Source organism: Crocosphaera sp. UHCC 0190 (genome assembly GCF_034932065.1).
Classification (GTDB): Bacteria; Cyanobacteriota; Cyanobacteriia; order Cyanobacteriales; family Microcystaceae; genus UHCC-0190.
This window is the reverse complement of the sequence record NZ_JAYGHP010000002.1, coordinates 322,401-341,164: the sequence shown is the minus strand read 5'-3', so window position 1 is coordinate 341,164 and position 18,764 is coordinate 322,401. Positions and strand designations below refer to the sequence as shown.

17 protein-coding genes and 1 pseudogene are annotated in these 18,764 nt (G+C 39.3%); 10 read left to right on the top strand and 8 right to left on the bottom strand.

Annotation, left to right across the window (positions count from 1 at the left end; genetic code table 11):
• Nucleotides 1-32: 32 nt before the first annotated feature.
• Entirely contained in the window at nucleotides 33-920 is an 888-nt protein-coding gene (locus VB715_RS04725; protein WP_323300038.1) for an alpha/beta hydrolase, read from the bottom strand.
• A gap of 589 nt (nucleotides 921-1,509) precedes the next feature.
• On the opposite strand from VB715_RS04725, the gene thrB reads away from it, so the two are divergent.
• From thrB to VB715_RS04705, 4 genes are all read left to right on the top strand, one after another.
• Nucleotides 1,510-2,421, top strand: a complete 912-nt coding sequence (thrB, locus tag VB715_RS04720; protein WP_323300037.1) for a homoserine kinase — start codon at nucleotides 1,510-1,512, stop codon at nucleotides 2,419-2,421.
• A gap of 26 nt (nucleotides 2,422-2,447) precedes the next feature.
• Nucleotides 2,448-2,903, top strand: a complete 456-nt coding sequence (locus tag VB715_RS04715; protein ID WP_323300036.1) for a DUF29 domain-containing protein — start codon at nucleotides 2,448-2,450, stop codon at nucleotides 2,901-2,903.
• A 128-nt stretch (nucleotides 2,904-3,031) separates the two neighbouring features.
• Nucleotides 3,032-3,688 (top strand): ATP phosphoribosyltransferase, encoded by a 657-nt coding sequence (gene hisG / locus VB715_RS04710; RefSeq protein ID WP_323300035.1) that lies wholly within the window; start codon nucleotides 3,032-3,034, stop codon nucleotides 3,686-3,688.
• Nucleotides 3,689-3,874: 186 nt separating this feature from the next.
• Nucleotides 3,875-6,340, top strand: a complete 2,466-nt coding sequence (locus VB715_RS04705; RefSeq protein ID WP_323300034.1) for an ATP-dependent Clp protease ATP-binding subunit — start codon at nucleotides 3,875-3,877, stop codon at nucleotides 6,338-6,340.
• 523 nt (nucleotides 6,341-6,863) lie between these two features.
• On the opposite strand, the gene VB715_RS04700 is transcribed toward VB715_RS04705, so the two are convergent.
• The gene (locus VB715_RS04700; RefSeq protein ID WP_323300033.1) at nucleotides 6,864-8,951 is read right to left on the bottom strand and encodes a Piwi domain-containing protein; all 2,088 of its coding nucleotides are present in this window, start codon (nucleotides 8,949-8,951) and stop codon (nucleotides 6,864-6,866) included.
• A complete protein-coding gene (locus tag VB715_RS04695; protein WP_323300032.1) occupies nucleotides 8,951-9,799 on the bottom strand; it encodes a PD-(D/E)XK nuclease family protein in 849 nt (282 codons plus the stop codon). The genes VB715_RS04700 and VB715_RS04695 overlap by 1 nt, the downstream gene beginning before the upstream one ends.
• 168 nt (nucleotides 9,800-9,967) lie before the next feature.
• Here VB715_RS04695 and VB715_RS04690 point away from each other — a divergent pair, with 168 nt between their 5' ends.
• The 3 genes from VB715_RS04690 to VB715_RS04680 are packed head-to-tail and all read left to right on the top strand — an operon-like array spanning nucleotide 9,968 to nucleotide 12,072.
• Nucleotides 9,968-10,324 (top strand): helix-turn-helix transcriptional regulator, encoded by a 357-nt coding sequence (locus VB715_RS04690; protein ID WP_323300031.1) that lies wholly within the window; start codon nucleotides 9,968-9,970, stop codon nucleotides 10,322-10,324.
• 5 nt (nucleotides 10,325-10,329) lie between these two features.
• Nucleotides 10,330-10,992: an ImmA/IrrE family metallo-endopeptidase gene (locus VB715_RS04685; protein ID WP_323300030.1), complete on the top strand. Its 663-nt coding sequence runs from the start codon at nucleotides 10,330-10,332 to the stop codon at nucleotides 10,990-10,992.
• A gap of 57 nt (nucleotides 10,993-11,049) precedes the next feature.
• Entirely contained in the window at nucleotides 11,050-12,072 is a 1,023-nt protein-coding gene (locus VB715_RS04680; RefSeq protein WP_323300029.1) for an N-acetylmuramoyl-L-alanine amidase, read from the top strand.
• 25 nt (nucleotides 12,073-12,097) lie between these two features.
• Here VB715_RS04680 and VB715_RS04675 read toward each other — a convergent pair whose 3' ends face one another.
• From VB715_RS04675 to VB715_RS04660, 5 genes and pseudogenes are all read right to left on the bottom strand, one after another.
• The gene (locus VB715_RS04675; protein ID WP_323300028.1) at nucleotides 12,098-12,367 is read right to left on the bottom strand and encodes a hypothetical protein; all 270 of its coding nucleotides are present in this window, start codon (nucleotides 12,365-12,367) and stop codon (nucleotides 12,098-12,100) included.
• Nucleotides 12,364-12,582, bottom strand: coding sequence for a hypothetical protein (locus VB715_RS04670; RefSeq protein ID WP_323300027.1), 219 nt, complete (start codon nucleotides 12,580-12,582; stop codon nucleotides 12,364-12,366). Before VB715_RS04670 ends, VB715_RS04675 begins: the two co-directional genes overlap by 4 nt.
• Nucleotides 12,583-12,703: 121 nt before the next feature.
• Entirely contained in the window at nucleotides 12,704-12,895 is a 192-nt protein-coding gene (locus VB715_RS04665) for a DUF6887 family protein (protein ID WP_323300026.1), read from the bottom strand.
• Nucleotides 12,895-13,062, bottom strand: a pseudogene (locus VB715_RS21945) (DUF6888 family protein); the annotation flags it as partial. The gene VB715_RS04665 and the pseudogene VB715_RS21945, both read right to left, overlap by 1 nt.
• Before the next feature lie 245 nt (nucleotides 13,063-13,307).
• The gene (locus VB715_RS04660; RefSeq protein WP_323300025.1) at nucleotides 13,308-13,826 is read right to left on the bottom strand and encodes a hypothetical protein; all 519 of its coding nucleotides are present in this window, start codon (nucleotides 13,824-13,826) and stop codon (nucleotides 13,308-13,310) included.
• Between the two features lie 175 nt (nucleotides 13,827-14,001).
• Here VB715_RS04660 and thrC point away from each other — a divergent pair, with 175 nt between their 5' ends.
• The 3 genes from thrC (at nucleotide 14,002) to VB715_RS04645 (ending at nucleotide 18,644) form a co-directional block, all read left to right on the top strand.
• The gene (thrC, locus tag VB715_RS04655) at nucleotides 14,002-15,309 is read left to right on the top strand and encodes a threonine synthase (RefSeq protein WP_323300024.1); all 1,308 of its coding nucleotides are present in this window, start codon (nucleotides 14,002-14,004) and stop codon (nucleotides 15,307-15,309) included.
• 288 nt (nucleotides 15,310-15,597) lie between these two features.
• Nucleotides 15,598-15,873 carry a MoaD/ThiS family protein gene (locus tag VB715_RS04650; protein ID WP_323300023.1) on the top strand — a complete coding sequence of 92 codons (276 nt, stop codon included), beginning with the start codon at nucleotides 15,598-15,600 and terminating at the stop codon, nucleotides 15,871-15,873.
• 698 nt (nucleotides 15,874-16,571) lie between these two features.
• Entirely contained in the window at nucleotides 16,572-18,644 is a 2,073-nt protein-coding gene (locus tag VB715_RS04645; RefSeq protein ID WP_323300022.1) for an FAD-dependent oxidoreductase, read from the top strand.
• Nucleotides 18,645-18,764 lie beyond the last annotated feature (120 nt).

The following is an 18,764-nucleotide window of genomic DNA, read 5'->3' as shown; positions in this document are numbered from 1 at the left end:
TTTATTGGTTTTAATTTTCCTAAATTACTTGTTTATTGCTTAACAAATTCTCGAACTTTTGTCAAGTAAGTTTCTGGGGCTTCTAACATGGGGAAATGAGCCGTTTTTTCAATCTCTACATATTCAATTTTATCATTTAAACTGGCTGCCATACGTCCCATTGCTGCCGGAATAATGATATCTTTTTCCCCTGCTATTAACAAGGTTGGAACAGAGATTTCGGCGAATATTTGAGGCATAACTTCCACAGCTTTTAGACTAACGGATGTATAAATAGTTCCTAATGCTGCTTCATAATCAGCTAAAATAAAATCCTCTAAAAAAGCAATCCTTTCTTGTTTTTCAATGGGACGATGGAGAAATCTCGCCATAAATAAGCGATCAGCAAAGGGGAATTTTAGAAACCAATTATAACGAAATTTAACTACATAACCACCAAACTTGTGAAAGGCAGAAAAAGCCCTTTCATCATATTCAAAAATTCCGTTGCAAGTGAGAATTAATCTTGCTACTTTTTCGGGGTACATGGTAGCAAACAAAGCTCCGACAGATGCCCCCATTGAATGACTATGGAGATACATTTTATTGATTTTTAATGTTTCTAATAACTCTTTTAAATCTTCGGCATATTCTTCTAATTCATAGCTTAAATTTAATGGATTTTCTGGTAATTTAGAGCGTCCAAAACCTCGTAAATCATACAATAAACAATCATAATTATCACTTAAAAATGTGGCGGTACTGCGCCAATATCTAGCGGAACCTCCCCAACCATGAACAAACACCATGACAGGTTTTTGCAGGGTTCCTGGTTGTCGTATCCACTCATAATAGTGATCGACACCTCGAATATTTACGGTTCCCACTTCTTGGGTGGTTAATGGGGGTTTGGGTTGGGTAAGGGATGGATTCGTTTTCATGTTATTTATCCCTGGCAAGATATGGATTTATCTACTTTATTTTAACTCACATTGGTATGAATGAAGCAATGAGCCCTAAGTAAAGTTTAATTATTTAGATTAATTTAAGTTGATTGTTGTTTTAATCAATTAATTCATTTTAAAGTTTATTGTTGTCTAGACTAGCTAAAATTTCGATTAATTGATAGTTGACTATTTCTAAGAAGTTTTCATAATCTCCTATTTCATTATTCTCACCTTCTTCTAAGGAGTATTCTAAATTCTCCCCCTTTACTAAGGGGGGTTGGGGGGGTTCAAAATTATAATAAACTATCCCAAAAAGAGGGACGTAGGGGCGTATGGCATACGCCCCTACGTCCCTCTTTTTCCGCTTGTAGGGGCGCAATGCTTGCGCCCTCTAGCTTGCACTTAATATCTGAGAAGTTACAGGAATAAATTCAAACATGATGCTTATTAAAATAGTTATGTATTTAGCGAACCGTTTTAAACGGCCCCATCGTGTCTGATTATAGTAAAATCACAACGCACAACCCAATTTGTAGCAAAAAAACATAGAATAACGAAAGAAATCTTAAAATAATGGCTGTCCATGACTACTGTTACCATTTCCGTTCCCGCAACCACCGCAAACATCGGCCCAGGTTTTGACTGTCTTGGGGCAGCCCTAACCCTTTACAATCAATTCCAGTTTACCCTAGCACAAGAAAACAGCCCAGAGCTACAAATTACCGTCACCGGAAGCGAAGCACACCGCGTCAGTACGGATAAAAGTAACCTAATCTATCAAGCCTTTGCTCATTTGTACCACCATTTAGACAAAAAAGCCCCTAGAATCGCCATTAACATCCGTTTAGGTGTTCCCCTAGCCAGAGGGTTAGGAAGCTCTGCTACGGCTATTGTCGGCGGGCTAATGGGGGCCAATGAATTAGCGGGAAACCCCCTCTCCTTGTCAGAAATCATGGAACTTGCGATCGCCATGGAAGGCCACCCCGATAATGTCGTACCCGCTTTACTGGGAAACTGTCAATTATCCGTCGGAGAGATGGGAAACTGGGAAATTTGTCAAATTCCTTGGCATAGCGATATTATCCCCGTGGTTGCTATCCCTAACTTTGAATTATCCACCGAAGAAGCAAGGGCCGTTTTACCCAAAACCTTACCCCGTGCTGATGCTATATTTAACATTGCTCACATCGGACTGCTAATTAGAGCCTTGGAAACAGGCAACGGAATTTGGTTAAATAAAGCCATGGCCGATAAAGTCCATCAACCCTATCGTAAAGGACTAATTGAAGGCTATGAATTTGTGCAAGAATCGGCACTGAAAGCAGGAGCCTATGGTATGGTCATTAGTGGAGCAGGGCCAACCCTTTTAGCCTTAACAAGTCCCCAGAATCTTCAAGCTGTTGAAAGTGCCATGAAAACAGCTTGGACGCAACGAGAAATTAATTGTGAAGTGCGATCGCTTACCATTGATACTCAAGGAGCAAAAGTTCAGTAATATCTAAAATTAATTCAGCGGCCAAAATGCTAACACAAAATTATCTAAAAAATCTTTATGAAATTGATGAATATCTTTGGCTAGAAGAAACCATTAAAATTCTTAAAGAACACCGTTTAAATGACTTAGATATAGAAAACCTCATTGAGGAGTTAGAAAGCTTGGGTAAAAGGGATAAAAGCAGAGTAAGTAGCTTTCTAGAACAGATTATTAGACATTTATTATTATTACAATATTGGGAACTGGAAAAGCAAAGAAATCAGAATCATTGGCGAGCAGAAATACAAAGTTTTCGGACTCAGTTAAGAAAATATTTGACAACTAATTTACAAAATCATCTAGCAGAAGAACTAGATAATATCTATGAAGATGCTTTGGGTTATGTTCAAGAAAAAACAGGCTTTTTTGTAGATTTTCCTGAAAAATGCCCTTATACATTAGAGCAATTATTGACTCAAAAATGGTTCCCTAGTGAAGATTAAGGATAATTCTAAATTAGGCGATCATCTTTCCGGTGAGTCTTCTTGAGGATAACATCATCAAGTCATTTAACCGTGTAGATATCGATAATCAGATAAAATAAAAAGTATTTCCTGAAAATCAGCTAAACATGATTACCATTGCATTACCCAAAGGCGCACTTTTATCAGATTCCATTGAACTCTTTCAAAAAATCGGCTTAGATTTTAGTGGATTTTTAGACTCAAAAAACCGTCAATTACAAATTACCGATCCCACCAATACCGCCAAAGCCTTATTAGTCAGAGCAACAGATGTACCTGTTTACGTCGAATATGGCCAGGCACAATTAGGCATCGTTGGCTATGACTTATTATTAGAAAAAACTCCCACAGTAGCCCATTTATCCGATCTAAAATTTGGCAGTTGTCGAATGTCAGTGGCCGTCCCTGCATCAAGTCCCTATCAACGGCCAGGAGAACTGCCCCCCAATGGAAAAGTAGCCTCAAAATTTGTCAACTGCGCTAAAGATTATTTTCGCCGCTTAGATATCCCCGTAGAAATCATACCCCTGTATGGTTCAGTAGAATTAGGCCCCATTACCGGAATGTCAGAAGCGATCGTCGATCTCGTTTCCACCGGACGCACCCTCAAAGAAAACGGTCTAGTCGAAATTGACACCCTATTTCAGAGTACCGCCCGTCTCATTGCCCATCCCCTCAGTTATCGATTAAATTTAGATAATCTTAATGATTGGAGTGAAAAAATTAGAGCAATCGTCTCTGAAACCCAAGCAATCAAGGGTTAAAATGAGAGAAGATCATCGTTCAGATCAATATTCAACCTTTCCCCAAAGGCGTAAAACCACAAACAATGATCAAACCAAGCACAACAGTAGTGAACGCTACAAAAATCAAACTTAAATAACAGTAAAAAAAAGCTGTGTTAAAATCAGCTTACACGGGCAAGCAGCAGGTGATGGATAAATAAAGATATGTTTGAACGCTTTACAGAGAAAGCTATCAAGGTAATAATGTTAGCTCAAGAGGAAGCTCGCCGCCTCGGCCATAACTTTGTCGGGACGGAACAAATTCTTCTAGGGCTAATTGGCGAGGGAACCGGAGTCGCGGCCAAAGTCCTCAAATCAATGGGGGTTAATCTTAAAGATGCTCGCATTGAAGTGGAAAAAATCATTGGTCGGGGATCAGGGTTCGTCGCCGTTGAAATTCCCTTTACCCCAAGAGCAAAACGAGTGCTGGAACTCTCCCTAGAAGAAGCCAGACAACTCGGTCATAACTACATCGGTACCGAACACCTTTTATTAGGACTAATTCGAGAAGGGGAAGGAGTCGCTGCTAGGGTATTAGAAAACCTAGGGGTAGACCTCTCCAAAGTTCGTACCCAGGTGATTCGTCAACTCGGCGAAACTGCTGAAGTGGCGGCCGGTGGTGGCCCATCAGGACGGACAAAAACACCCACTCTCGATGAATTTGGCTCTAATTTGACTCAATTAGCCGCCGAAGGACAACTTGATCCTGTGGTCGGACGACAAAAAGAAATCGAGCGGGTCATCCAAATTCTCGGCCGTCGTACCAAAAATAATCCCGTTCTGATCGGAGAACCAGGGGTCGGTAAAACAGCGATCGCAGAAGGGTTAGCCCAACGCATCGCTAATAAAGATATCCCTGATATTCTCGAAGATAAACGGGTCGTTACCCTCGATATTGGTTTATTAGTGGCCGGAACCAAATATCGGGGTGAATTTGAAGAACGACTGAAAAAAATTATGGACGAAATTCGTCAAGCGGGAAATGTTATTCTCGTTATTGATGAAGTCCATACCCTGATTGGGGCCGGGGCTGCCGAAGGGGCGATTGATGCCGCCAACATCCTCAAACCCGCCTTAGCACGGGGTGAATTGCAGTGTATCGGGGCTACCACCCTAGATGAATACCGCAAGCACATTGAACGAGATGCCGCCCTAGAGCGTCGTTTTCAACCCGTCATGGTGGGTGAACCTACCGTAGAAGAAACCATTGAAATTCTCTACGGACTGCGGGAACGCTATGAGCAACATCATAAGTTAAAAATCTTAGATGAAGCCCTGGAAGCTGCCGCTAAACTGTCAGATCGCTATATTTCTGACCGTTTTCTTCCTGATAAGGCCATCGATCTTATTGATGAAGCGGGTTCGAGAGTACGTCTGATTAATTCCCAACTGCCTCCCGCGGCCAAGGAACTGGATAAAGAACTGCGTATCATCCTCAAGCAAAAAGATGATGCAGTGCGTTCTCAGGACTTTGATCGCGCCGGAGAATTACGAGATCAGGAAATGGATCTCAAGTCCCAAATTCGCGCTATCTCCTCAGCTAAGAAAGGGGAAGGGGAAGGTGACGAACCTTTTGTTGATTCAGAAGAAATCGCCCATATTGTAGCCTCTTGGACAGGGGTTCCCGTTAATAAGTTGACGGAAACTGAGTCTGAAAAGCTCCTGCACATGGAAGATACCTTACATCAGCGTCTCATTGGTCAAGAAGATGCGGTGAAAGCGGTTTCCCGGGCCATTCGTCGGGCCAGAGTTGGTCTGAAAAACCCCAACCGTCCTATTGCCAGCTTTATCTTCTCTGGGCCGACAGGGGTTGGTAAAACTGAATTAACCAAGGCTTTGGCCGCCTATTTCTTCGGATCAGAAGACGCGATGATTCGCCTCGATATGTCCGAATACATGGAACGCCATACCGTATCCAAGTTAATTGGGTCGCCTCCTGGCTATGTAGGATACAATGAAGGAGGACAACTGACAGAAGCAGTTCGTCGTCGTCCTTACACGGTGGTTCTCTTTGATGAAATTGAAAAGGCCCACCCTGATGTCTTCAATATGCTCCTGCAAATCTTAGAAGATGGTCGCTTGACTGATGCTAAGGGTCGGACAGTGGACTTTAAGAATACCCTGTTAATCATGACCTCTAATATCGGTTCTAAAGTCATTGAAAAGGGTGGCGGTGGCCTCGGCTTTGAGTTTGAACAAAACCAAAATGAAGCCCAGTATAACCGCATTCGTTCCTTAGTCAATGAGGAATTGAAGAATTACTTCCGTCCTGAGTTTCTCAACCGACTTGATGAGATTATCGTCTTCCGTCAGTTGAACAAGGACGAGGTCAAGGAAATTTCCGAAATTCTCCTCAAAGAAGTCTTTGCACGGTTAACGGAGAAGGAAATTACCCTCCGAGTTACCGACAAGTTCAAAGAACGCTTAGTTGAGGAAGGTTATAACCCCGCTTATGGGGCCAGACCTTTACGTCGTGCCATTATGCGTCTTCTCGAAGATGTCCTAGCTGAAGAGATTTTGTCAGGACGAGTCGGGGAAGGAGACACGGCTGTCGTGGATATCGACGAACAAGGCCAGGTTAAAGTGATGCCAGGCGATACACAGCCAGTTTTAGCCAAGGCTACTGACTAAACAGAATTAACCCTCAAAGCACGGTAGAAGTTTAACCCTTCTACCGTTTTTTTCATTAAATCCTCAATTATTTTATAGCAGTCTGAGGGATGAATTAAGGGCAAATTAAGGGCAGACCTATTTCCATCCTACCGTTACTATCTCTATTAGCATACAAAAAAGTAGTATGGTTTGTCAACCCCTTGCCTTCATTACTTATTAAGAAAGATTTTTAATTATTATGTTCATGATGAACATTTACAAGGGTATTTTGTCTTTAAAGTTACAGTTTTTGGCGATAAAAGTCATATTTAAAATACAAATATGTTACAGATTATTTGGTTGTTAAAACTTATAAATATGTGACTAAAAAATCATTAGTAAAAGTTTATAACCAAAATTGGCGATCGCCTTCTGGGGTTGTCGGATAAATACCTTGTAAGCGACGATAAGCAATAATATCAGAACCATAAACAGGAATAGGTAAACGGGGGTCTTTTAATGACCCATGATGTAATAAAGTTAGCTTTAAGGTAGCATCAATTCAACTTTCGAGGGATGCTTGTTCTCCTGCTTCATGAATCCGTAAACGGAGAGGACGAGGTATGCCGACTGTTTCTTTGACTTGAGTGGTTACTAATATCACTTCTCTCTCGGAAAGCTTTAATCCTAACCCTCTGGTGGGTGCATTGATTTGAGTCAAATCTTCACTCAAGTTATACAATCTGGGAATTTGAGATTTAACACATTCAACCAGAATAAATTTAGCATTAATAGCTTTTGCTCTACCTAACAAATGGTTAACCTCTTCGCCTTGAAACCGTCCATCTCGATAGATTAAAACGGTTTTAGTTTTAAATTGTGACTGGGGAAAGAAATTTTCTATGGTACGTTGGGGAATTTCTTCCCCTTCAATGAAAGAATCTTCTAAGCGATATTGAATAAATTCCCCTTGTTTTCCATAAAATCTTACACTCGCACAAATATTCCGACTTCCTGCTGTTTTTTGATTACTCATACGGGAAATATCTAATCCCACAAAAGCATCAGCAATTTCTAAGGGTTCTGCTAAGATAAAGGGTAAATTTCCCAGTTTAGCTAAAATCCCAATCACAACTTGATTTAAAATATTTTTCTGCTCATATTCATCATTAAGTGCTTTTTTTAGGGTGTCTTCATAAATCACCTGACTGGCTATATTTCGACGGAGTAAACGAGATTTAATCCAAGAATAAAGACTCCCTTCTTCTGTTTCATCTTTATCACGATCATCTGTGGGCAAAAAGACCAAAACAATATCAGTAGGTACTTGAATTAAATCATCCACAATTTCTTCTAATTTTGCTCTTGCTTCTACCCCTGTTAACGCATCAATATCATAATTCTTACTACTTTCTGGAGGTAATAAGGACTCAAATTTATAGCTTTTAAGTTGTTCTTGTAAAGCCTTTCTAAAATTTCCGACTTTAATTGTTGTTGGTTTAAGAATTGCTAAACGAATTTTTCTATTAGAATCTAGAAAATCTTTGTGTCTTCGATAAACACCTCCTGCTTGTAATCCTGACAAACTTCTATTTTTATTTTTTATTACTCCCTTGCCAAATAATAATTTAACGTCTTCAAGTTTGATTGTAGGTTGAATAAATAGAGATTTCTGATCTCTGGTATTGATACTGGTTTTTGAATTAATTTTAAAAGTTGCCAAACACTTTGTCATTGCTTCTCGATATAATCTAGTATACTCTTGTTTCTTACAGTATGTTAGTTTTGTCTCTTTTGATAAATCACCATATTTCACGCCAAATAAATTCGCAGTTTTTGCTGTAATACGAGGAATTAAAGCAGCTAAAGGATAGTCATATAATTGAGAATTTTTACCAAATTTTACACTAACAATAGGTTCATTATCATCAGCATTTAACAACTTTTCTCTGCTAGTAAAACGGGACGCTTTTTCTAATAATTCATTCCTTCTATTGCCAATTATTCCCGCTATATCTACTATAGTTGCTATACTATTTTTTTCAATGTCTTTAACTTGTAAACCTACTAGAATTTGTTCGGGTTGATTACGTTCAGGATGATGTTCAAAGAAATATTGTAAGTCATAATCATAGATCATTTCTGTTTTTGTATTAAAGGCGATCGCCGGCCATGTTTTTTGATTATATTCAAAGGTTTCTGCCCAATAATCGAGTTCTGTTTTCACACTAACTTGATTTTGAGTATAGATAGTTTGAGCAGAAAAATTATTATTTATTTTTAGCACTCTTATGGCTAATTCTGCTTTTACATTAGCTGTCATTTCAGGGATATTTCGGATTTCTTCAAGAATATAGTTTCTCTCTCCAATATCGTCCTTTAGCTGTTCTTGAATTTCATTTAATCTATCTTGCCATTCCCGTTTATTGAAAATAGTAATTTCTGGTTTTCCTAACATACAAAAATACTTATCTTCTCGATCCCAAATTACAATAATATCTGGATATTTGGTACTTAATTGCCAACTCAAACGATTGCCAATTTCTTTGCCAATATTAGGACTGACCCGAAAACATTGACAATTTTTATTGAGAAATTCAATGGGAAAAATCTCACCAACGGAATTAGGTACTTTAGGGGTTTGAGTCATTATTTTGTTTCCTGAGAAGTATAGTGACAAATTGTGTTAAAAATGCAGTTGCGGCAAGCAATGCCAGGATTAGGGGGAAATAATTGAGAAAAGTTTTGAGGATTTTTACGATATTTGTTTCTTTCTTCTTGCCAATATTTTGAGATTTTATCTAAATCCATAAAAATTGACTCTAATCCTTGAGAACTTAAGGTAATTCTTTGATGCCATTTTTGAGTTTCTAAGTTATAAAATGAAACGAAACAGGAATGATTAGGATAGAGAGATTTAGCTACCAGTAAATAAACGTAAGCTTGTCGTTGATCAGGAGAGGTTTTCCCTGTTTTAAAATCTACAATATGAAGGCTGCCATCAGGTTCTTGTACAACACAATCAAAGACATAATACAGTTTAAGCGGATTATTTTTTTGTCCGATAATTTCTGAGGGAGTATCTTTTACATCTTCATCTCCTCGTTTTAACTGTAAAACCTCTTTTCCCTGTAAAATAGGATTAGTTTGATAATTCTGAATAATGGGAAAAACTCTTTCTTTTACTTCATCAGGTTCTTGATGTAACCCTATAGCATCGGCAACTTCAAAGACTCCATTTTCTTTCGTTAATAACTCTGGTTGCTGATGAAATTCCCAAACAACTCTTTGGGCTAAATGTCCAACTTTTTGAGGAATGGTATCCTGTTCGCATAAAAATTTAACCTCTGGTTCTTCTTGTTTGCGAAATCTTTTGTATCCTCGCTGCATTTCACAATGAAAATGTTCCATTCCCACTTGAGGATAATAGTCTGACCAAAGAGCATAACTCGCAAACCGAAGCCAAGGCTGATAGGGTTTTTGGGTTACAATGGACATAGATGATGAATTCTTTGGCTGCATTCTGATCAAGCTTAATATTCCCCCTTGAGATGAGTTAATTATAGGTTGACTAAAATAATCAACCCTGATATTCACTAAGCATAATCGATGTTGACTAAAAAAGTCAACCGTGATAAAATACCTAATTAAGAGAGGTAAACGACCGTGAAAAAAACCTTTGGTCAAATCATTCGCCAAGCGCGAAAGGAACAGGAATATAGTCAGAGGGAACTAGCCAAGATTGTTGGTGTTAATTATACCTATCTTTCTAAATTAGAAAATGATCATGCTGGATATCCTCCTAGCGAAGAAGTGATCGAAGCATTAGGAAAAAATCTTAATTTAGACGTTCAAGAATTAACCACATTAGCAGGAAGAATTAAACCAGAAGATGAACAGGTTTTTCGTGAATTAGTGCAGCAATATCAAGAAATGCCAGCTTTTTTACGTCGAATGCAAAGTAATCCTCAATTTGCTAAAAAAGTTTTATCTGAAGCAGAAAAAATCGAGAATGAGGACTAATAAAATTGGAAATTATCAAGCCTTTTCGTTGGTATAACAAAGAAGAAATTGAAGACTTAGCTGATACATTACTTATAGAGGTTGAGTCGAAGCGTCGTCGTCGTTTACCTGCGTTCAATTTAGCAGAAGTTATCGCGGATTATTTAGATTTAGGCATTGTTTGGGAACAGATTTCTGGAGATAAAGAGGGAGAAATTGCCGCCATGATTATCCCGACAGAAAGAGAAATTATTATTAATAGTAGTATTGATGAATCAAATGAAGGGTTTAAACAATCTACGATTGCTCATGAAATTGGCCATTGGATACTCCATATTAACCATGATGCCGTTCATAAATTTATTGATTATCGAGAGCAAGGGATTGATTTGACACTCAAACCTTTTTTATGTCGTAGTCGTCAATCTAGCCAAAAAAATGAATGGCAAGCCCAGTATTTTGCCAGTTGTTTGTTAATGCCAATATCTAAATTAAAGCGAGTGCAGAAAGGACGAGATTTAACGAACTGGAAACATCTCTATGCAATGGCAGATGAATTAGGGGTTAGTATTTCTAACCTAAAGACTCGACTAATTGACCTAGAATGGATTATGCAGCTAAACTCATCCAAACGCCTTTATTTGGGAAGTAAGGGAAAATTACTCATGAATGAATCCTTACAAAGATAAAAATAACTAAAATATCAGCTAGAGGAAACCTAATAAATTTGGTGTGAGGATTAGATAATGAAGCAACTCCAAGGGCTATTTTGGGGACTGGTCGCTTCTCAAGCAGTTTGTATCGCTGTTGATGCCAATACTCTAGAATATTGGGATTTTGATGTGCAACAAAATCGGCTGGAAATTGTCACCGAAAATGGTGTCCGTCCCCAAGCATCAATGATCCCTAACCCTACCCGTCTCATTATTGACTTACCTGGGGTTAGTTTGGGTCAAGGGAGTGTTCATCAGGGGGATATTACTGGTTATGTCACTCAGGTACGAGTCGGACAAGTAACCCCCTATACCACCCGTATTGTTGTAGAATTGGGGCGACAATATTCTATGCGTCCTTGGGAAGTTAAAGTCCGTAGTTTAGGGCCTAACCGTTGGTATGTACAGTTAGCTGAGTTTCAACCCCATTCTGTCTATTCTTTACCTGTAGAAGATGAACCTGTTGCCATTATGGTTCCCTTACCTTCCCCCAATTCTAACCCTGTCTATTCACCTAGGGGTGGTTATAAGGTGGTGATTGATCCTGGCCATGGGGGTCGAGATCCTGGGGCCATTGGTATTGGTGGGTTACAGGAAAAGAACGTCGTTTTATCTATTGCCGCAGAAGTGACGAAAATTCTGAAACAACGAGGAATACAGGTGATTATGACTCGTTCTGGCGATTATTTTGTGTCTTTATTGGGACGGGTAAAACGGGCAGAAAATAGCAATGCTAATGTATTTGTGAGTATCCATGCGAATGCAGTAGGGGGCAATAATTCTCAGGTTAATGGGTTAGAAACTTATTATTATTCTTCGGGTTATCGGTTGGCTTTAAGTATTCATCGCAATATTTTACAACAGGTACAAGTAGAAGAAAATCGTGGGGTGAAACAAGCACGGTTTTATGTCTTAAGAAAAACTTCTATGCCTGCTGCTTTAGTGGAGGTCGGGTTTGTGACAGGAAGAACAGATAATCGTAATTTAAAAAATCCTAGTTATCGTAAGAAGTTAGCAGAGGCGATCGCTGATGGAATTACAGAATATTTAAGATAAAACAGGCACTGCGTAGCAGACCACACTACAATTTTTCTAGCAATCTGTCATACTCTGCGTGTGAACCAACCCAAAACCAGATCACAGTATCTCCATCCAATTGACCTACCGCTCGATAGTTTATGTTTATACGAGCCGAATAAATTGGCAGTTGTGGATGTACCTTCTTGAAACGTAGACTTGGATAGCTTGAATCTTTCTTGAACTGTCGATACGCTGCGCGGGTTTGTTCTTGAACCTGTTCGGGTAAATCAGCGAACAATTTACGGAACTCGGCGTTAGTGCGTGATTTCACATTGTCTCTGGATCAAGTTCTTGAGTTTTACCTGCATGGTACTCAGCCATCGCTGAGGCCGCAAGTTTTGCCAGAATATCTGGTGAACGAGAAAACGATTCATCCCAACGCCGATCATCCTCAATTTCTTCTAAAATCATGGCCGCGATCGCGTCTTGTTCGCTTTCAGGCAAAGTTTGCAACCTAGCAATTGCACGCTCAAGTAAATCAGTCACGGCTACCCCACTTAAAACATTAGAACAGTATCCTATTCATTATTTTAACAAAATAACTCAATAAATTAGGTGCGTTACATTTCATTAACGCACCCTACAAGATCTACAAGATCCGCGATCGCTAATGTTTTGCTATTTTTTCCATGAAAATTCGTTCTTGTTCCTCCAAGGGTATATCTTTGGAATATATTACAGGATTTGGATCTCGCTTTAATAATTCTGCTAGTGCTTCACTAAATTTATCATCATCACTGCGATTTTTAGATAAATATTGTTTTAATTCTGTTACAGTCATTTGAGTTAGATCAACCATTAGAAAAACCTCCAGTTTCCATCAGAATAAATTACTAAGGCAATTTCATCATTGACACCCCCTTGAATATAAATCGTTTTTAATTTGGAGTCATAACGAAAAATATTGATGGGTTGATAACTATTAGATAACCACTGACAAAGAATAACAGCTTGAATAGATTGTGCTGAGGTTGGCCATTTATCAGACTCCTTATTTTAACAAAAATTATAACTCAATAAATTAGGTGCGTTACACTTTGTTAACGCACCCTACAAGATCCGCGATCGCACTGCGATTTTTAGATAAATATTGTTTTAATTCTGTTACAGTCATTTGAGTTAGATCAACCATTAGAAAAACCTCCAGTTTCCATCAGAATAAATTAACAAGGCAATTTCATCATTGACATCCCCTTGAATATACATCGTTTTCAGAGTATTTCAAGTATCTCAACTGCATCCTTTTCATCAATCATGTTCAACTCAATCATCCTCAAGAAATAAGATATCCTGTGAGTCCCCTCAAAAAGACATAATTTCTGATTGGCATAAAATCCACAACCAAGTTTTAAGGCATTTTCATATTGAATTACAATTGGCGGGAAAGGCCATTTTTTATTGTTTATCATTTCTTTGAAGATTACATAATCATAATCATTCTTATTTAAAAAATCATCAAATTGGTCTTTCCACATATTGATAACCTCCCCATTATCATATCTTAATTCATCTACTAAATATTTACCGACAACTTCCCTTCTGAGAATTTTATTAACATTTATATCAAAATATGGAAAATATTGATTAAATCTATCAGGATGCTCAAAACATACTTGACTTATAAAATCCTTATCCAACAATGGGTATTTTTCATGTGCATTTTTCAAGAAATCTCTATAATTTTCATCTATCAACATTTGGTTGGGTCCACATAAATCTTTAGGTAGCATATTTTATAATTAATTATATTTTGACTTAACTCACAATCTTATCAGTTCAGTACGGAATCCACATTTATCAGTAAAAATACTAATCCCGACTAAAATAGTCGGGTATGTTTGACGGGGGTTTTCACCCGTGTTACTGTACAAGAAGATTGACAAAGTGTTACCCAAGTACCCAACCATGACCCAGGCAACCCAAACCCAAACCCAAACAGGTTTTAGCCCCACTTTTACCCACCTCGTATCTAAAGAAGGTGGGGTTAAATATCCCCTCAAAGCCCTTCATGTCTGTGAAGAAACCTTTTCACCCCTAGAAGTGGCTTATGATTATGATGCCATTCGTCGCCAAGTTACCCGTGAAACTATTCAAGCGGGCCCCAACTCAATCTGGCGTTATAAAGCATTTTTGCCCGTAGAAAGCGAAAATCCCATTGATGTTGGCACAGGGATGACCCCTCTCGTTAAATCTAACCGTCTCGCCCGTCGCCTGGGTCTAAAGAATCTCTACATCAAAAACGATGCGGTTAATATGCCTACCCTTAGCTTTAAGGATAGAGTCGTCTCCGTTGCTTTGACTCGCGCTAAAGAATTAGGCTTTACCACCGTTTCTTGTGCTAGTACCGGAAATTTAGCCAATTCTACCGCCGCTATTGCCGCTTACGCAGGTTTAGACTGTTGTGTGTTCATTCCTGCTGATTTAGAAGCCGGAAAAGTATTAGGAACCCTCATCTACAATCCTACCGTAATGGCGGTTAAAGGCAACTACGACCAAGTAAACCGTCTCTGTTGTGAAGTAGGCAATACTTACGGATGGGGCTTTGTTAACATTAATCTACGTCCCTATTATTCTGAAGGTTCCAAGACATTAGGTTTTGAGGTAGCAGAACAGTTAGGCTGGAAACTTCCTGACCATGTGGTAGCACCTTTAGCCTCTGGTTCTCTTTATACCAAGATTTACAAAGGTTTCCAAGAATTTGTTAAAGTTGGGTTAGTGGAAGACAAGCCTGTACGTTTCAGTGGCGCACAAGCTGAAGGATGTTCTCCCATTGCCACAGCTTTCAGAGAAGGACGGGACTTTGTAACCCCCGTTAAACCTGATACCATTGCTAAATCAATTGCTATTGGTAATCCTGCTGATGGTTATTATGCCTTAGATATTGCCCGCAAGACTAACGGTAATATTGAAAGCGTTAACGATGCTGAGATTATAGAAGGCATTAAATTATTAGCAGAGACAGAAGGTATCTTTACCGAAACTGCTGGTGGTACTACCGTCGCTGTGTTGAAGAAACTGGTGGAAGCAGGTAAAATTGATCCCGAAGAAACCACCGTTGTCTATATCACTGGAAATGGCTTAAAAACCCAGGAAGCGGTACAAGAATACATCGGTCAACCCTTATTTATTGAACCCAAACTAGATAGTTTTGAGCGTGCGTTGGAACGTTCTCGCACCTTAGACCGTCTAGAATGGCAACAAGTTCTAGTTTAGCCTCAATGCCATAAGCGAAAACCAAGCTAGTAGGTACAGGTCGCAAGAAAAAGTTTGGGTCTTGGGAACCAGGACTCCTGCCCTTGGAGGGAATATAAGACCAAGAGAATTTTGGTTCTGGCGGCAATTCCCGATGAATTGGGAAGCCCACACTGTACCGTAGGTCAGTGTGTGGTAGTTCACTCCCCGCTACAGTCGTCAGGTTTTCCTCATCTTGTATCCCTGACGGCTGTTTTATGGGTAATCATTACCCATAATTGATTGTAATTTGTTCATTTTTCAAGGACTATGGCTATAAAAGTATTAATTCCCACACCCCTACAAAAATACACGAATAACCAAGCTACCTTAGAATGTAGTGCGGAAAATGTGATTTCCTTAATTGAAACCTTAGAACAAACTTTTCCTGGTATTAAGGCGCGTTTGTGCGATGATGATGGAACTCCCCGCCGTTTTTTGAATTTCTATGTGAATAGTGAAGATATTCGCTTTTTGGATAATACGGAAACCTCTCTCAAAGATGGGGACGAGGTGAGTATTGTTCCTGCGGTTGCAGGGGGTTAAGAAAGGAAGAATTAAGGTTTTTCCTGTTGGTAAAGGTAAAGTATTGCTTCAATCAATGTGTTTTAATTAGACCTGCTGATGCAGGTTTTTTTGTATATGGCAATATTGTTGGCGATCGCTGTAAGATTGAGGATTAGTGAAAACCTTTTTATTTTGGAATCTTAATAGCAAATAAGTAACCCCACTGAAAAAAAGATGGTCTTTATCCCCCAAAAACAGCAAACACACCCATTTTATTAACAAAAATCCGAGTTATGATCAGTGATTAAAGTCGGATAAAAACCATATGAATTCATCCTTATTAGAGACAAAAAATGAGCAACACACGAATGGTTATTTTGGGGTTTTACAAAAATGTGTTAATGATAATAATAGTCTTTCTGTTTCCCAATGAATCGTAATTATTATCTTAGTCTCCAACAAAATTGATAAAAGGAATTCTATTAAATTAACCATAATTATTCAATTAAGAAAACATAAAACTACGAAGAAGATCTAAGACCATACAACAATTTAACAATATTGGTTAACTTCTTAATAATTGGGCGCAAACCTAGAAAAAAACTTAAAAAACAGGGACATTTCCGGTTAGCTTTCCTAGACTTGAGAGACAGAAAGCAACAAAAATTACTGGTTAATTATTTATCTTGATAATTCTTAACTAGCTACCATACTATAGGCATAAAATTAGGAAAACCATGGGGAAACTGGAACAAACGCAACAAGGTCAAGGAAAGATATTCTCCCAGAAAACAACCACCAAGATGCAAGGGTTACGACGTATTTTAGCCGCCTTATCTCTGGGGGTTATCTGTTTAGAATCAACCTTACCCGTGTTAGCGGCCCCACCTCGTAACCCCGAAGAAACCGTTAACTGTGATATTTTAATAGTAGGAGGTGGACTTTCAGGAGCCGCTGCTGCCTATGAAGGGTTATTAACAGGGCGTACCGTGTGCCTCACGGAGATAACTGACTGGATTGGGGGACAGATTTCCTCTCAAGGAACTTCTGCTCTAGATGAAGGCAAAAGTCAGCGATCGCTTCAATATTTTCCCAAAGGGTATCGGGTACTAAGGGATAATATTACAAGGCTTTACGGTAAGCAAAATCCGGGAGATTGTTGGGTCAGTGAAAGCTGTTTCCTTCCCTATCACGGTCATCAACTATTATATCAACAGTTAAAAGAGGCTGAACAATTGGGGCGAGGCACTCTCAAATGGTTTCCCTCAACGGTGATTAAACAATTAGAAATTAGTGATAACAAAAAACTGATTAATGGGGCGATCGCTATTCAACATAATCCCAAAGCAGGGATATCTCCCAATCAAGACCCCTTATCCCAAACTATTGAAGATGCTTATAGTTACCAAAACTCTGATAAGTTTAACAAAAAAATTATCCGCTTTCAGGCCAAATCAAAAAAAGGTCATCCTACAGATTGGTTTGTGATTGAAGCCACAGAAACGGGTGAAATCGTGGCTTTAGCTGATGTTCCCTACCGTATCGGCCTTGATCCCCGAAGCTATCTTAACCCCTCCTCCCCCACAGAAAAAGGCGATCCCTATTGCGTCCAAGGGTTTACCTATCCCTTTGCGATGGAAAGGACAGCGACACCCCAACCCCAGTATAAACCCTCATTTTATGAACAATACCAACCTTACTACGGTTATGATAGCGATCGCCGATTTGCCTATTTTGATTTAGTCTTTACCTATCGACGGATTTGGAGTCCCCAAAAAGGCCAATTGATCCGAGTGGGACAGATGAAGGTTCATGAACCCACACCAGGGGACATTTCTATGCAAAACTGGTTATGGGGCAATGATTATCGGCCAGGAACATCCCAAGATAATCTGATTTACACCCATGATCAATTAGAAAAAACAGGACAACTGCAACCTGGGGGATGGAAAGGCGGGTTACGCACGGAAACCCTGAGAAAAGGAGAGGAAATTTCCCTAGGATTTTATTATTGGTTAGTGGCAGGCAATACAGATTCTCGGTTAGGCTATGGCATTAAACGGCCTGAACCCAATCATCGTCTGTTAACTGGGGTAAATTCTCCCATGGGAACCCAGCACGGGTTATCTAAATATCCCTATATTCGGGAGGGAAGACGCATTATCGGTAGACCATCTTATGATCATCCTGAAGGGTTTTCTCTCAATGAAATTGATATTTCTACCAAAGATTATTGGAATGATTTTTATCGGACGACCCTACCCCGGCCCATGTATCAACAGGTTTGGTCAACCATTGCCAATTTAGAAGCTACGACGATGACACCCAATGATCGCCCCTCCTATTTAATGACCAGACGCACCCATGCAACGGTTTATCCTGACTCGGTGGGAGTAACTCAGTATATGATTGATTTCCACCCTTGTATGGCTTTGTCTCCTCCAGAAAAGCCAGGAAACCGAGAACGGGAAGATGTTCGTGTGGGTCAAGGTTCCGCTTATCCGGCACAAATTCCCCTCAGAGCAATGATTCCCCAAAAAGTTGATAATTTGATTGTTTCAGGAAAAAGTATTGCCAGCAGTCACATTGCGGCAGCGGCCTATCGGGTACATGGGTTTGAGTGGTCAGTGGGGGCAGCGGCGGGAACTTTAGCCAGTTTTGCCTTGGAAAAGAATATTTTACCCTATGAATTAATCGATAATCTACCTCAACAAGAAGCTAAATTACAAGAGTTACGTTATCGACTCGAAAATAATGGAAATCCCACGGCTTTTCCTCAAACTATAATGTTTGATGCTCGTCGTCATTAAATTAATGATGGCAATTTGAGCAAATTTATGATTTTTTGATGACACAAAGGCTGATTTTTTGCCATCAGATGTGTTATCCCATGATTAGGTGAAACGAGAGAGTTTTGAGAGTTCTGTTTA

Excerpts from the sequence above, each read along its gene's own strand:
- VB715_RS04665 (WP_323300026.1), bottom strand. The coding sequence starts at position 12,895 with ATGGTTGATCTAACTCAAATGACTGTAACAGAATTAAAACAATATTTA.
- VB715_RS04695 (WP_323300032.1), bottom strand. The coding sequence starts at position 9,799 with ATGTCCATTGTAACCCAAAAACCCTATCAGCCTTGGCTTCGGTTTGCG.
- VB715_RS04645 (WP_323300022.1), top strand. The coding sequence starts at position 16,572 with ATGGGGAAACTGGAACAAACGCAACAAGGTCAAGGAAAGATATTCTCC.
- VB715_RS04705 (WP_323300034.1), top strand. The coding sequence starts at position 3,875 with ATGTTTGAACGCTTTACAGAGAAAGCTATCAAGGTAATAATGTTAGCT.
- thrC (WP_323300024.1), top strand. The coding sequence starts at position 14,002 with ATGACCCAGGCAACCCAAACCCAAACCCAAACAGGTTTTAGCCCCACT.
- thrB (WP_323300037.1), top strand. The coding sequence starts at position 1,510 with ATGACTACTGTTACCATTTCCGTTCCCGCAACCACCGCAAACATCGGC.
- VB715_RS04725 (WP_323300038.1), bottom strand. The coding sequence starts at position 920 with ATGAAAACGAATCCATCCCTTACCCAACCCAAACCCCCATTAACCACC.
- VB715_RS04660 (WP_323300025.1), bottom strand. The coding sequence starts at position 13,826 with ATGCTACCTAAAGATTTATGTGGACCCAACCAAATGTTGATAGATGAA.
- hisG (WP_323300035.1), top strand. The coding sequence starts at position 3,032 with ATGATTACCATTGCATTACCCAAAGGCGCACTTTTATCAGATTCCATT.
- VB715_RS04650 (WP_323300023.1), top strand. The coding sequence starts at position 15,598 with ATGGCTATAAAAGTATTAATTCCCACACCCCTACAAAAATACACGAAT.
- VB715_RS04715 (WP_323300036.1), top strand. The coding sequence starts at position 2,448 with ATGCTAACACAAAATTATCTAAAAAATCTTTATGAAATTGATGAATAT.
- VB715_RS04680 (WP_323300029.1), top strand. The coding sequence starts at position 11,050 with ATGAAGCAACTCCAAGGGCTATTTTGGGGACTGGTCGCTTCTCAAGCA.
- VB715_RS04700 (WP_323300033.1), bottom strand. The coding sequence starts at position 8,951 with ATGACTCAAACCCCTAAAGTACCTAATTCCGTTGGTGAGATTTTTCCC.